Origin of the sequence: Aureimonas sp. AU40 (genome assembly GCF_001463785.1) — a bacterium.
Classification (GTDB): domain Bacteria; phylum Pseudomonadota; class Alphaproteobacteria; order Rhizobiales; family Rhizobiaceae; genus Aureimonas.
This window is the reverse complement of record NZ_BBWL01000063.1, coordinates 21497-34179: the sequence shown is the minus strand read 5'-3', so window position 1 is coordinate 34179 and position 12683 is coordinate 21497. Positions and strand designations below refer to the sequence as shown.

At 60.5% G+C, this 12683-nt stretch carries 19 protein-coding genes and 1 pseudogene; 13 read left to right on the top strand and 7 right to left on the bottom strand.

Features of this window, described 5'->3' with window-relative positions; genetic code table 11:
• Positions 1-164: 164 nt before the first annotated feature.
• Positions 165-506, bottom strand: coding sequence for a hypothetical protein (locus AUL32_RS24090; protein ID WP_156421617.1), 342 nt, complete (start codon positions 504-506; stop codon positions 165-167).
• Between the two features lie 30 nt (positions 507-536).
• On the opposite strand from AUL32_RS24090, the gene AUL32_RS25495 reads away from it, so the two are divergent.
• The 5 genes and pseudogenes from AUL32_RS25495 (at position 537) to AUL32_RS26210 (ending at position 3227) form a co-directional block, all read left to right on the top strand.
• On the top strand, positions 537-734 hold the full coding sequence (locus tag AUL32_RS25495; RefSeq protein ID WP_156421616.1) for a hypothetical protein: 198 nt from the start codon (positions 537-539) through the stop codon (positions 732-734).
• On the top strand, positions 731-1123 hold the full coding sequence (locus AUL32_RS24085; protein WP_062121036.1) for a hypothetical protein: 393 nt from the start codon (positions 731-733) through the stop codon (positions 1121-1123). The genes AUL32_RS25495 and AUL32_RS24085 overlap by 4 nt, the downstream gene beginning before the upstream one ends.
• Positions 1124-1286: 163 nt before the next feature.
• Positions 1287-2282 (top strand): annotated as a pseudogene (locus AUL32_RS26505) (methyl-accepting chemotaxis protein); the annotation flags it as partial.
• Positions 2283-2707: 425 nt separating this feature from the next.
• Positions 2708-3049 (top strand): BLUF domain-containing protein, encoded by a 342-nt coding sequence (locus tag AUL32_RS24075; RefSeq protein ID WP_082640071.1) that lies wholly within the window; start codon positions 2708-2710, stop codon positions 3047-3049.
• A 1-nt stretch (position 3050) separates the two neighbouring features.
• Positions 3051-3227, top strand: a complete 177-nt coding sequence (locus AUL32_RS26210) for a DUF3572 family protein (protein ID WP_082640072.1) — start codon at positions 3051-3053, stop codon at positions 3225-3227.
• A 15-nt stretch (positions 3228-3242) separates the two neighbouring features.
• On the opposite strand, the gene AUL32_RS25485 is transcribed toward AUL32_RS26210, so the two are convergent.
• Positions 3243-3413, bottom strand: coding sequence for a hypothetical protein (locus AUL32_RS25485; protein ID WP_156421158.1), 171 nt, complete (start codon positions 3411-3413; stop codon positions 3243-3245).
• 111 nt (positions 3414-3524) lie between these two features.
• Here AUL32_RS25485 and AUL32_RS26500 point away from each other — a divergent pair, with 111 nt between their 5' ends.
• Positions 3525-4085 (top strand): helix-turn-helix domain-containing protein, encoded by a 561-nt coding sequence (locus AUL32_RS26500; protein WP_082640073.1) that lies wholly within the window; start codon positions 3525-3527, stop codon positions 4083-4085.
• Here the strand turns inward: AUL32_RS26500 and AUL32_RS24070 are convergent.
• Positions 4008-4664 carry an SOS response-associated peptidase gene (locus AUL32_RS24070; RefSeq protein WP_062121030.1) on the bottom strand — a complete coding sequence of 219 codons (657 nt, stop codon included), beginning with the start codon at positions 4662-4664 and terminating at the stop codon, positions 4008-4010. The two genes, AUL32_RS26500 and AUL32_RS24070, sit on opposite strands and share 78 nt — an antisense overlap.
• Positions 4665-4762: 98 nt before the next feature.
• Here AUL32_RS24070 and AUL32_RS24065 point away from each other — a divergent pair, with 98 nt between their 5' ends.
• Positions 4763-5659 (top strand): thermonuclease family protein, encoded by an 897-nt coding sequence (locus AUL32_RS24065; protein WP_244498043.1) that lies wholly within the window; start codon positions 4763-4765, stop codon positions 5657-5659.
• 11 nt (positions 5660-5670) lie between these two features.
• Here the strand turns inward: AUL32_RS24065 and AUL32_RS24060 are convergent, their stop codons facing one another.
• Entirely contained in the window at positions 5671-6678 is a 1008-nt protein-coding gene (locus AUL32_RS24060; RefSeq protein ID WP_062121027.1) for a hypothetical protein, read from the bottom strand.
• A gap of 1034 nt (positions 6679-7712) precedes the next feature.
• Here AUL32_RS24060 and AUL32_RS24055 point away from each other — a divergent pair.
• Entirely contained in the window at positions 7713-7961 is a 249-nt protein-coding gene (locus tag AUL32_RS24055; RefSeq protein ID WP_148640235.1) for a hypothetical protein, read from the top strand.
• Positions 7962-8579: 618 nt separating this feature from the next.
• Here the strand turns inward: AUL32_RS24055 and AUL32_RS25480 are convergent.
• Positions 8580-8720, bottom strand: a complete 141-nt coding sequence (locus tag AUL32_RS25480) for a hypothetical protein (protein ID WP_156421150.1) — start codon at positions 8718-8720, stop codon at positions 8580-8582.
• Between the two features lie 93 nt (positions 8721-8813).
• On the opposite strand from AUL32_RS25480, the gene AUL32_RS24870 reads away from it, so the two are divergent.
• Entirely contained in the window at positions 8814-9083 is a 270-nt protein-coding gene (locus tag AUL32_RS24870) for a type II toxin-antitoxin system RelE/ParE family toxin (protein WP_082640092.1), read from the top strand.
• A 2-nt stretch (positions 9084-9085) separates the two neighbouring features.
• Positions 9086-9406 carry an addiction module antidote protein gene (locus AUL32_RS24045; protein ID WP_187301372.1) on the top strand — a complete coding sequence of 107 codons (321 nt, stop codon included), beginning with the start codon at positions 9086-9088 and terminating at the stop codon, positions 9404-9406.
• A 6-nt stretch (positions 9407-9412) separates the two neighbouring features.
• Here AUL32_RS24045 and AUL32_RS24040 read toward each other — a convergent pair whose 3' ends face one another.
• Positions 9413-10138, bottom strand: coding sequence for a DUF2726 domain-containing protein (locus AUL32_RS24040; protein WP_062121023.1), 726 nt, complete (start codon positions 10136-10138; stop codon positions 9413-9415).
• Positions 10139-10350: 212 nt separating this feature from the next.
• Here AUL32_RS24040 and AUL32_RS25475 point away from each other — a divergent pair, with 212 nt between their 5' ends.
• Together AUL32_RS25475 and AUL32_RS26355 are read left to right on the top strand one after the other, a co-directional pair.
• On the top strand, positions 10351-10512 hold the full coding sequence (locus AUL32_RS25475; protein WP_156421149.1) for a hypothetical protein: 162 nt from the start codon (positions 10351-10353) through the stop codon (positions 10510-10512).
• A 94-nt stretch (positions 10513-10606) separates the two neighbouring features.
• Complete coding sequence (locus tag AUL32_RS26355) at positions 10607-10738, top strand: hypothetical protein (protein WP_274534691.1); 132 nt, start codon at positions 10607-10609, stop codon at positions 10736-10738.
• A gap of 497 nt (positions 10739-11235) precedes the next feature.
• On the opposite strand, the gene AUL32_RS24035 is transcribed toward AUL32_RS26355, so the two are convergent.
• Positions 11236-11781: a PAS domain-containing protein gene (locus AUL32_RS24035; RefSeq protein WP_061979002.1), complete on the bottom strand. Its 546-nt coding sequence runs from the start codon at positions 11779-11781 to the stop codon at positions 11236-11238.
• 173 nt (positions 11782-11954) lie between these two features.
• Here AUL32_RS24035 and AUL32_RS24030 point away from each other — a divergent pair, with 173 nt between their 5' ends.
• Entirely contained in the window at positions 11955-12320 is a 366-nt protein-coding gene (locus AUL32_RS24030; RefSeq protein ID WP_061979003.1) for a helix-turn-helix domain-containing protein, read from the top strand.
• Positions 12321-12683: the final 363 nt, after the last annotated feature.

Below are 12683 nucleotides of genomic sequence, written 5' to 3'. Positions count from 1 at the left end.
CCCGCCAGTCGGTGCGCTAACAGTTTCATGCTTTCGTCCCGGCCGGTCCTCCCCCGGCCTGCGGCGACCCGGCCAAGAGGTTCCTCCCACCCTTGGCCCTAAGCTGACGCCCTTGCCGGTCCTCCCCCGGCAAGGGCGTTTTCGTCTGCGCTTGCCTATCTCTGTCACCAGCGCCGTTGCATCCAAGACGGCGCCTTCCATTGCGCCAGGCTCTCACGCTCAAGCTTGTCCAAAAGCGTGTAGCGGACATAATCGGCACGCGCCCGGCAGCTGGAGCACCGCCAGTTCAACGTCTCGATGTCGGCGCCTTGTGCGATGAAGCCCTGGAAGTCGATGCAGCGATAGATGACCCGTGCATTGCAGGGATCACAGCGCACGACGATCCCCAGGCCCTTTCGCAGCCCCTCTCCAAAGTCCCGTATTGCCTGCACCACCTGCGGACCCCATTCCCAATCCTGTGAACAAAATAGGAACAAAAGCTTCCCCGCAAGAGCGTTCGGAGTCATGGTCGCCGCACGGAATCAGGAGGGGCTGCGATGTCGAGATTGTCGGAACGGATCACGGATCTGCCACTCGAAAACGATCTGGACGCAGCGATCGAGGAAGCCGTTCGAACCTGCGGCGGCGACGCCCGTGTAGCGGTTGGAGCGCTGATCCTGGGTCAGCGTTCGCTCCATGAAGCCTATGCCCAGAGGATTTCGGCCGGGTATGTCAGACGGGAGCTGCACAAATGACCGGCGGCGGGCGGCGAACACAGCGGTGGCCGACCATCTTCGACGCACACCGCGCCGACCTGATGCGATCGGCTTACCAGCTCTGGAGCGACTGCGTGCCCGCGATGATCAGTCTGCGCACTGACAGTCAGGATTATCACGTCGTCGCTCGCCTTCAGGCCTCCACCATCTCCTTTTCCAAGGAAATATCCGGGGGCCAGTCCTGGGTGAGCGTCGGCTCGACGACGCCGGCTTCCTATCAACCCAGCTGGCAAGCCGGGCGCGACGGCGAGATAGACGCTATTGTCTCGGAATGCGGCGGTGACGAGCGGCGCGCCATTCGAACCTTGCTCGACACGGTGAAGCGGCTGGAGCACGACCAAGAACGCTTTCTGGCGCTTCACCTGTAAAGGCCGGACAGGAGAGGCTCTGCTCTCATGGCGCCGACCCCTGACAAAGGGGTTCGTGTGCTGGAGCGGTTGCACAAGGTTTATCTCCGCTCCGCTACGTTTCTTAGTTTCCTATAAATGGTTGTCCTCGCATCCTTCGCAGCAAAAGCTTGGAAGCGATATTATGTCATTCTTCTCGAAATCATCTGGAACACGAGCCTCCGTAGAGGCCGAACTCGCGGATCTGCGACAGCGGGTTGAGATTCTCGATCGTCATATCGGCGTCGGTCTTTGGGACTGCGTCGTTATGAACAGTGATGCAACGTCTCCAGAGAGCCAATGGACATGGTCGCCTGAGTTTTCCCGCCTCATTGGGTTTGATGACCCTGCCGAGTTTCCCAACCGCATGACATCTTGGTCCGACCGGCTGCATCCCGAGGATGCGCCCGGAACGTTCGCAGCCTTCGCAGGCTTTGTGGCCGATATGTCCGGGCGCCCCTACAACATCGATTACCGGCTTCGTATGCGAGACGGCTCGTATCGTTGGTTCAATGCGACCGGCGGCTGTATTCGAGACGAAACAGGTGCTCCTCTCCGTGTCGGTGGTTCGCTTACTGACATCCACGAGCGCAAGATGTTGGAAGCTCACCAGGAGGAGCTGCGGGCATCGCAGGCCCATGCTCTGACGACAGCCGCTTCCGCCATGGAAGAAATGACCGCGAACATTCGGCAGAACGCTGAAAACGCGGGCTCCACGGACAAGCTTGCAACGAGCGCTTTCGAGAAGGCTGAGCACACCCAGACAGCCGTAGGAAATTCTGTGACAGCGATGAAGGATATCGCGAGCAAGATCGGCATTGTCCAAGAGATTGCTCGCCAGACGGACCTTCTGGCTTTGAACGCTGCGATCGAGGCAGCGCGTGCCGGCCAGCATGGCAAAGGGTTCGCGGTGGTCGCCTCGGAAGTACGAAAACTGGCGGAGCGCTCACAGATCGCAGCCAGTGAGATCAGCAAGCTCTCTCAAGCGACCATGGCAGCAGCAGCCGAAGCTGGAGAGATGCTGACAGCTCTTGTTCCCGACATTCGCCGCACGTCCGAACTCGTCACCGAAATCACTGCGTCGTGTCATGAGCAGACGATCGGCGCCGATCAGATCAACGAAGCCCTGCAGAAACTCGATGGGGCCGCCGATCGACCGATGCGACAAGGAAAAGCTTCTCTTCGTTTGGTAGCCTGAGCATCAACCTGACATGCGTTCGGCGATGGAACGCTGTTCCTTGCCGAGAGCATCGGCATAAACGGGGGATGACATCGTGTGGGCCCGAGCAATAGCGCTCATTCCATGTCAACCTCCGTTCGCCTCCAGATCACCCGCCCATGCTAGGGATGCCTCTGTTGCCGAAGGGAACAGTAATTCCGTTGATTAGCTTCGTGGGCTCGCTAATAGATGGCGACATTGGCTCTGGGCGTAAGCACGGTCTACGTCATTCGGACGCTTTTGAGGTCGTCAGGCACATGCTTCAGATGGCAGCTCTGAAATGAGCGTACCCAGCTACGCTGTTCGGAGGAGGCATTGGAGGTGGATGGGCGATACAGAGCCGCCTCATGAACGCTCCGTCAGACAGCCTCATTCGCCTTGTTTATTCCTCCCGGTTGCGAGCTAACGTATCCGCCGAAATGGTCGCTGACATTGTCCGCGTTTCCGACAAACGGAACAGAGCTGAAGCCATTACCGGCATGCTGGCCCTTGATGACAGCCGTGTTTGCCAGATCTTGGAAGGGCCGCATGATGCCGTTGTGGCTCTCTTCCACGCGATCGAACGTGACAGCCGGCACGAGGGTGTCGTTGAACTCAGCCGTAAGCCTATCGTCTTCAGAGCCTATAGCTCTTGGGGCATGACACAGCGATCGATGGCTGAAGCTGCAATGGTAGCGTTCGCGGACTGATATCGAGGCCCTGTGCCGGCTGGAGGCGTCCAATCCCGCCTTCTTCGTCGGGCTACTCGACTTCATCCTGGCGCACGAGCCGACCTTGATGGCGTTTGCCGGCACGGCGGGGCTGGACCCGGCCGAGGTGGGCCTGGCGCGTCAGCGGCTGACCAGTGCCTCTGACCTGGCTCCTTAGGAGCGAGAGAGGGCTTCACTCCGTCGCCATCGCCTCGTTGCCGCCTTGGATCTCGGCGTCAGAAGACTGGTATCGAATGAGATGCACCGCTGTGCGCACGTCCTGAACGGCCTCCGCCAGGGTCTTCTCAACCTCCCCCAGCTTGGCCAGAGCTTCGATCAGGAGGGCGTTGCGACAGGCAGGCATAGGGGGTCCTCGACCTCAGGGAAACCTACAAATTTCAACTTATAGTGGTTTTGATTTCTTAATAATCCCCTCTTGAGTGTGAGGTCCTTACCTGATTTGCAGCGCGGCAGAATGCCACTCATGCTGCCCTTGTGGGTCATGACAAGACCGCATGTTGGGGTCACGATATCAGCCTCAAAGCAGACATCGTTCGAGCCGACGACGGAGAGCTCTCTGGTGATTTTGAAGGTGGATCCGGTCGATGTGGCCCTTGGCTTGCGAGTGCGGGCGTATCGAATGCAAAAAGGCCTGAGTATGCAGACCTTAGGGGGGCATCTCGGCGTCACCTACCAGCAGATCCAGAAGTATGAAACGGGTCGCAATCGCATCAGCGTATCGACGGCAGTTCGTATCGCCAGAGTGTTGGATTGCTCCCTCACGGATCTCATAGGCGCTGTTGAGTCGGGGAATGGTGATGCCAAGCCCCTGTTCGCAACCCGACTATCGCTTCAACTCTCTCGAACGGTGGCTGAACTCGCCACGCTGCCACCCAACGTTCGCAATCTGGTGTCTGATCTCGTCAGGGCGCTGTCGCAGTCGTCCGAGGGTCAGGATCTACCCCTCGGCGTCGCTTCGCTCACCCCGTGCGACGACCCGCAGGAGGTTGTCGGGAAGCGGGCGCTGAAGCGCTGACGCCTCTTTCCAGTCCCCGACTAGCCAGAGGTCGAACTCGTCGGGTTCGGTCAGGATGACGGGCATGGCCTTGGGGTGGATTGCGCCGACCGTCCGGTTCGCCTCCGTCGTCAGGAAGCCGAACGCCTCCACCGTGACCTCGCCCTCGGCCTTCTTGCGAACGCTCGTCCATTCGGTCCAGAGACCGGCAAAGGCCATCAGCGGCCGGTCCTCGCTGCCCGCGAACCAGACCGGGACCTTCTTGCCGTCCTCGTCGGTGTCGTATTCCGAGAACGAGGTGAAGGGCACGAGGCAGCGATGGGCTGGGCCGAGCCAGCGGCGCCAGTGCGGGCTCTTGGTGTTGCGAATGTTCGTGACGCCAGGATCGGTCGCACGGCCCTTCAGGGCGAATGCCGGCGAGGGCATGCCCCAGCGCGCCATCGTCAGTTCCCGCTCGCCGTCCACCGTGCGCACGATCGGCGCGCTCTGGTCGGGGAAGATGCCCGGCATGGGTGGCAGGTTGCCAGTCTTGTCCTTCATCGCCCGCGTGAACGCGAGGATCGCGGCTTGGCCCTTGGTCAGCGAGTAAAGGTTGCACATCAGGGGATCTCGCTGCCGGAACGGGGAAGGCGCTGCCCTTCACCATGTGTTCGCGGTAGGCTCCAAGGCAATGTCGATCACCGAGGACGAGGCTTCAGATGGCTGACCAAAGGCTTCCAACCCTGGAGCAGGAACGCGCCTTTGCCTCGCTCACGGACATTCTGGAAGGCCGACCCATCGACACGTCCATGGAGCGCATCGTTCGGGACCGGGAGGCGATGGAGCACACCTTGTTCGAGATGATGGCGGACAAGCCTCAGGCTCCAGCCGCGACCCTCCGGCGGCCTTCCAGGCGGTGGCTCGTCGTGGCAGCGATTGGCCTCGGAGCGCTTGCCGTCTGGTTGGCCTCGACGCCGGCACCGGCAGCCGAGCGCATCGAAGGCCGTGCGACCGTCGTGGACGGCGACACGCTGGCGATCGAGGGCACGAAGGCGAGGATCCGGCTCTACGGGATGGACGCACCCGAAAGCAGCCAGACCTGCGACGACGCGGCTGGCAAACGCTATCTCTGCGGCAGCCGGGCGGCGCAGTATCTCGCCGACCTGATCGGCCGTTCCGGGCGTGTGACGTGCTTCGAGGAGGATCGGGACCGGTACGGGCGGATCGTCGCCGAATGCGCCACACCGGGCAACGTCGTGCTGAACGCGGCCATGGTGAAGGCGGGTTGGGCGATCGAGTACAAGCAGTACTCGGACGGGCGCTACAGCCAGGAGGAGGCGGAAGCCAAGGCCGCCAAGCGGGGCATCTGGGCGGGCCAGTTCATCGAGCCGTCCAAATGGCGCAATCAGGGCCAGCGGCTGGAAAGCGAGCGCGTGGCCGAGGGCCAGCCCAAGGGCTGCGACATCAAGGGCAACATCTCAGGCTCGGGCAAAATCTACCACATGCCCGGCCAGCAGAATTACGGGCGCACGAAGATCAATGAGAAAGCCGGCGAGCGCTGGTTCTGCAGCGAGGCCGAAGCGCGAGCTGCCGGGTGGCAGCCCGCAAAACGCTGAGGATTGGGCTGTCAGGCGAGGTCCACGTAATAGGCCACGCCTTCGAAGCTATAGTTCGGGAGGTTGGCGACGATGGAGTCTCGCTCGGCTTCGCTTGTCGTGTAAAAATGCGCGCCGGTCTGCTTGTTGAAGAACCGATACAGCTCTTCGTGCGCGCCGTTTTCGCCGCTCGTGTAGGCTTTGTAGGCGACGCCTTCATAGTTGAAGTTGGAAAGTGTGCGGATCACCTGATCGCGTTCGGCCGCGTTCGTGGTGTAGAAATGGGCACCGGTATCCCGGTTGAAGAAGCGGAACACATCGGTTGTGTTCGCCCCGCTCTGCGTCGCGGCGTCGAACGCTTCTCCCTCATACCGGTATTGAAAAAGGTTCTGAGCGATGCTGTCCCGCTCGGCCACGCTTGAGGTGTAGAAGTGCATCCCCTTCTCCGTATTGTAGAAGCGGTACACGGACCCCTCGTCGCCCACCGGGAGCTTGATCTCCAAAGCCGCCGCTCGCTTCTCGTAGAACGAGATGGCTTCGTTCGTTTCCGCAGTCGAGAAAGGATGCGTCAGGCCACGGCTGTTCAAATCCTCCCATCGCAGGTTTCCGAGGAAACTCGGCTGGGCGCGAGCGAACTGCCACAGCTGGTCCGTCGTGAAGGTCCCGTCGGGCGTCTGAATTTGCTCGATGTAGTTTTCCGCTTTGAAGAAATCGATGATGTAGACCGTCTCGCCCGTGTTCAGGTCCGACGCGACGAAATGGCGGTTGTCGATCAGGGCCGTGACGGCTTGAGACGAAGGCCCGAGCGTTTGGGTGTAGAGCACGTCATTGGCGGAACTGCCGCGATCGGCAATCGTGATGGTGGTGTTTGGTCTGGAATAGTAGGTATCGGCGCCGCTCCCCCCGATCAGGATCGAGTAGGCGGAACCGGCTTGCGAGGTCAGAAAATCATTCCCCGCAAGCCCGTATGTGACGCTGCCTGTGATGCCGACGATGCTATCGGATGCGGATGTCCCAATACGCTCAGCGAACCGAACCATGACCTGCCATTCCCTCCCAGCAGTTTGAACACGTCTAAAGATGCACGTGTCAGTGGTAAGGGGAACGGCGCTGGAAACGGATCACGCGGGAGTGATTGGATAGCAGTCGGTCCGAAATGGCTTCGTCAGAGACCTGCATTCAAGACGTTGGGACACCTTTGCGACCAGGCGCACGGCGTCCAGGTGCCTTTGCCGGGGCAGCATCCTGGCCCAGGTTGATCACAACCGGGTTCGGAGAATGATCGAGGGAAGCACCGGTCGCAGCGTCCACTCCAACACCGATCAATCCCCCGGCGACGATGTTGCCGGCCATCGAGGCCCCGCCGCCGCCGCTCACACGAGTTCCCACAGCGACCGTCTGGGGGGCGTAGCCCGGCGCGCTGGCGGTCACCGTGAACGAGTCCTTCCTTGGGATTTTCACCACGCAAGAGCCTTGGCACTGCATGCCGTTCGATAGTCGAACAGCAGCATTCGAAGGGGTGACGTTGATCGCAACGTCCTCATTGCTCCCGCGAGTGATGGTCCCGCAGCCCGTGAGCAAGAGGGTAGATGCCAAGGCAAGAAAGGCAGATTTCACGTTCGTCCCCAAGTTGAATGTGGCGAAATCGTGATGGCACTTTGCGAGAAAATGAGCAATCTAGGAGTGCGGTTTAACGCTCTGTAGTTGTGGGTATCTTAGTAGTCGGGCTTGCTCGGATGGCGGACAGGTCACGCCTTGGCCAAGCTCACAGAACGAAGCCCAATACGACCGCCCACAACCGAAAGATGATCGTTTTAGGGAGGGGCTTCATGCGAAACTGGCTGTGTGTGGGGGTTGCGCTCCTGAGTTTGGCGTCGCCAGCATCGGGTATGTCCCTGAGTTCGCTTGCGCAGATTGCTCGGCCAGCTGCATCTTCACCAGCGCCGATGACGCCGATCCCTGACAAAGGGGTTCGTGTGGCCCAGGCGTGCTGCAAGACCTGCTCCAAAGGCAAGGCATGCGGCGATAGCTGCATCAGCCGGGAGAAGCAGTGCCATAAGGGGCAGGGCTGCGCGTGCGACCAGTGACCGCTCTCTCTGATCTCACGCCGATCCAGATCCGAGCGCTGATCAAGCTCGATACCCCAGGCGGTGACCCCGACAGCGTAGGCCGGCGGATCGAAGAGCTATCTCCGCAGATCCTGATGGGCGTGTTCGAATTGCTCGAACTGAAGCTCGCGACATCGGAACTCGGCTGGCAGAACACGGCCTGGTTCCGGCTGACGCCGAAGGGACGGGCTGTGCGGGAGTTTGGAGAAGCGTGATGTTTGCCTTCGCGGGCTCGTCAGCAGGGGGCGCAGAACACCTTGGAGATCGACCGAACGGCGGCGTTCGCCGTGTCGCTTCCGGGTCATTCAGGGACTCTTTCGAATGGCCCGCGTCTCCCTGACAAATGAGCCGGGTGACGCGGGCCGAACTGCTCATGGCGCAAGCAGTCTGCGGAATATAACCTGTGATTATAATATTTCAACGACAGTTTGGATTGCCGGATCGACGCCGAGGTAACGCACCGTGGTCTCGACCTGCGTGCCGGGCTGGATGACACCGCCATGCGGGAGATCGAGCGCGGGCTATTGATAGCGCCCGAAGCAGCGCCAAAAGAGGCAGGGCTGTGCGAGTGATCAATGACCGTCCTCTCCAACCTCACGCCTATCCAGATCCGAGCGCTGATCAAGCTGAATACGCCAAGCGGTAAACCGGAGGGGTCAGAAGGGTTGAAGGGCCAGCGGCGGGGCAACGGATGCCGGCTGATCCGTCGCGTTTCCGGTGGGGCTAAGCACAGGGTCGCTTTGGCGAACGGGACTCGCGCGGAGCCGACTTCGGGTTGATGGACCTGATCTGTGAAAACAAAAAAGGACCGAATGGCTCCTTTGCGATGTCTGTTATCGCATCGGCCAGCCGTCCTTGCGGCGAGCGATATCTCGATTGATGCGTCTGCTGGCTATTTTGAAATAAGCAATGGCGACTGGCATCGCGGCCAAACCGAACAGGGCGACCAAGAGCAGCGGATCCATGTCGGACATTTCAGCTCTCCGCTTTCATCAAGCCCACAAGATAGAATGCCACGGCCTCGGATACGAGTGCAAACAGGGTTGCGGGCATCACGGTAAGGGAGACTGGATGTTGCGTGCTGGGATCTGCGAGATCGGCAAGCGCGATCCCGTATCCAGATCCGCCTCGATCATATCGAGGAAGGCGGGTTCGGCGATCATAAAAGCGTTGGAGACGGCGTTTCGGAACTCCGCTTCGACTTCGGTCCCGGATACCGTGTCTACTATACTCAGCGCGGAAACGTCATCGTCATCCTGCTTTGGGGTGGCGACAAGAGCACCCAACAAGGCGACATTCGAAAGGCCAAGAAGCTGGCCGCCGATCTGGAGGATTGAGCATGGTCAAAATCAGCGAACTCGAAAAGTACGACGCTGCCGACGTCCTCGAAACACCCGAGGATCGCGCGAGCTATCTGTCCGCAGCCCTGGAGGACGGAAATCCTGTCATCATCCGTAAGGCCCTGCAGGCCGTCGCTCGATCCATCGGTATGAAGGCGGTCGCTGAGGCGGCCGAGGTGTCCCGCGAAAGCCTCTACCGATCGCTCGGTGAAAAGGGGAACCCTGAGTTCTCAACAGTTCTGAAGGTCATGAAGGCGATGGGCATCGGGCTTGCAGCGATCCCGATCTCTGCAGAACAAGCCCCCTCGGAAGCAGCTTGATGATCTTCAATCGCGTGCACGCAGCTCCATGAGCCGCTGCGCGACGATCTCGCGCGTCGGCCGAGGCCTCGACGGGATACGGATCACCTGATACCGCCCCTGCGTCAGGAGCTTGTCTCTCGCTGCGTCCTTGCGCGCATCATGCGATCTATCGTCCAGCTCGATCACGGCGTCGACCTCACCCGAAGCGGGGTCCATCACGACGAAGTCCACCACCTTCTGGCTCACCTTGTTGCGCGACAGCGAATAGGCCTTCCGGCTCAGCCCGGCCCGGGGCTTGAGCAGTGCGCCCATCGAGACTTGGCAGTTCACATGATGGCGCGGCAGCAGCGCCCGCAGGATCGTCAGAAGCTCCAACTCCGCTTTCGTCAGCAGGGGGCGGCGTTCCAGCTTCGCCTTCGGCTTCAGCAATGCAGCCAGCACCGCATAGACGAGCACCAAGGCAACGCCGGCAATGGCATAGGGCGCGAAGGCGGCGAGAGGCGAGGCGTCGGTCATGCTGCTCCATAGCAGCATCGCCGCGACCATGAACCAGTCAACCCCAGCGACACGCCGACCCATCTGACCCAACACCACCCCGCCGGCTCGTCCGTTCCCCGCTGCACTGCCGCTGGTCCCGGCCGCGCCCTTCCCGGCCTCTTCGGTGTCCCGCGCCCTGGCCATACCCCGGTCGATGACGGCCCAGCGCCAAGCCATAACCGCTGCGCGGTCCTCCTCTTCGTTCTGGTCCACGGCTGCGCTAGGGATGTTGGCCAGCCCTGCCCTCGCGGATCGGGTGGCTGCGGGGATTGGTCCCGCAAGCTGAAACCCCTAGATTGGAGGCGAACGTGAAGATCGACAGGCTCCAGATCGCCAAGGCTCTCAAAGCTGCCGGTATCGATCAAGACAAGGCCGACGACCTCGCGTAGGAACTCGCCAACGCCTACGACAACGCGGAGAAAGACATGGCCTCTCTCAAAGACCTCGATGTCATCAGCAACCGCTCCGATGCGCGTCTTGCGGAGGCACAGGCGAGGGTTCAAGATGCGCTCAATCGTCAGATCATCTGGATCGTGGGCATCGCCTTCTTCGTGGTCGGGGCGATCGCCGCTATCGTGAAGCTCTGATAAGCCTAGGAAGGCGGCTCCTGCGGGCTTCCATTCTCGCCACGCCCACCCTTCAGCACGGCGCTACACAATTGCGGAGAAGAGCATGGTTTCCATGAAGGATCTCGAGGAGATCAGTGCTCGCTCCGATGCGCGCATCAAGGCTGCCGTTAACCGCCAGATCGTCTGGATCGCCGTCATCGGCTTTGTCTTTACTATCGCGATCGTCGCCATCGTGAAGCTCTGACAAGCGACATAAGCGTGTCCCTTTAGGCCGAGCTTTGGTTGCTGTTCTCCCAAGCTCCTGAAGGGGTATCGGCTCTTCGAATCCGCTGCATCTCTGGCCGAAGATCTGCACTTGGTACACCGGTCCGGGCGCGGTGTGCCAGAGGCGAAAGCCAGGGGTTGGCTGGACCCAACCGGCGTGCTCGAGTCCCTCCAGGCTTGGTTGCAGACTCGTTGATGGCATAAGGTCCCTCGTGTTCCCTTTCCGAGCCTGTGTAGAGAGAGGGTCCCGCGAGCCGCAAGGCCGACGCGCGTCGCTCGGCGGCAGCGGCCGGACGGATGGTTGAGCGGCCCCTGTCGGCTTGCGGGCGGATGGGGGTTTGGACGACGCCGGTGGGGAAGGCGATCGTCTCGTTGTAAGCTCGATTATTGTTGGTCGAGATCACCGAAAAGCCGGACCTCAATACAGAGGTGGCCGATTAGTGGGTGGCGTCTTGCTTTTCCCCTCGGCGCACGAGATCAGCTTTCCTCTTCCAGGAGGCGCGCGGCGATCTGGAAGCCGGTTTCCAGAAGCGTGGCATCGATCAGCGCACCCACCATGCGGTAATCAAGTGACGCAGCTAACTCACGGGCCTTCGTGAGGAGATCGACAAGGGTTCGTTCCGGCTCTTGGCCTTCATGTTCGAGCTCCGAGGGTTGAGAACGTTCGATGTCCGTCAGATACCCGGAGATATGGGTAAGACGCCCAGCCGGGGTTCGAAAGCAGCGGCCTTGGGAGCGGACCCGCCGCGTGCCATGCAGCGTGCTGCGAAGCCGGTACTGCGCCACCATGGAGTCCCCCGCCTCAATCGCCATCTTGACGACCTCATCGAGCGCCACTCGATCGTCGGGATGGATCGCGGCGATGAAACGCTCCGGGCTCATCCCATGGCGACCAAGTTCGACCGGCACATTGATGTACTCGCAGACGCGTTCGCAGGCGATCACCAGATTGCTGCTGACCTGCCAGTTCCAGATTCCGATCAGATCACGGACAGCCTCATCGGTCTCAGGGTCATTCACCATTATGACAACCCCAGAGCATATCAGGCATAATCGACTTTCATCACGAGGCGAACAGTCGTACAAAGCTTCCGTCGCAATGTCCACTCTCTGGGGTGGCCGGATCATAATCTTAAGTTGTTGATCATGCAGACTTAGTGATTGTAATCTGAAAAAGCCCTTGAGGATCGCAGACCTTGAGCAATGACCCGATCGATATCCATCTAGGCAAGCGGATCGAGCGGCGTCGCTTGGATCAGGGCCGATCGCTTCAGTCCGTCGCGACGGATCTCGGCATCACGTATCAGCAGGTTCGCAAATATGAGAACGGCGAGAACCGCGTGAGCGCTAGCACGCTTTATCGACTCGCCATGGTGCTAAAGGTTCCGACGAGCTTCTTCTTCGAAGGAATGGAGGGCGAGCCCCTCGACGAAGTGAACTTGGCGAAAGAGGCAGTGCTCGAACCCGCCGTGGAGGACATGCTTTCCCGGATCAGGGATCCTGAGATAAGGGGGGCGATCCGCCACCTGTTCGTGCGAACGGCCAATCTTGGATCTCGCTGACCACCCCACATGAGGAGTCGTGGGCCGAAAGCAGACCACCAGCTATCAGCGTGATCGAGCGAAAAGTTGCTGTTCTGCAGAAGACCCATCATAGTCGTTCGAGGCTTCACCACAAACGGCAGCTGTCGAGTTCGGCTGCAATGTCGAGATAGTGGACGCCTGACCTTAGTTAGGCGCGCATCAGCGGCTCGGCGATGTACATGGAATTGACCGGCGCACTTGAGCAAATCCGAAATGCCCGACAACGCAGCATCAATCCCCTCCCTATCGGAAAGGTCGAACGCTCGGCGGTCGACGCTCAGCTTGTTGGCAAGCGGCCTGAGGAAGGGGAGCGGTTGGATCTGCCTTCCATCTTTGCGTTAG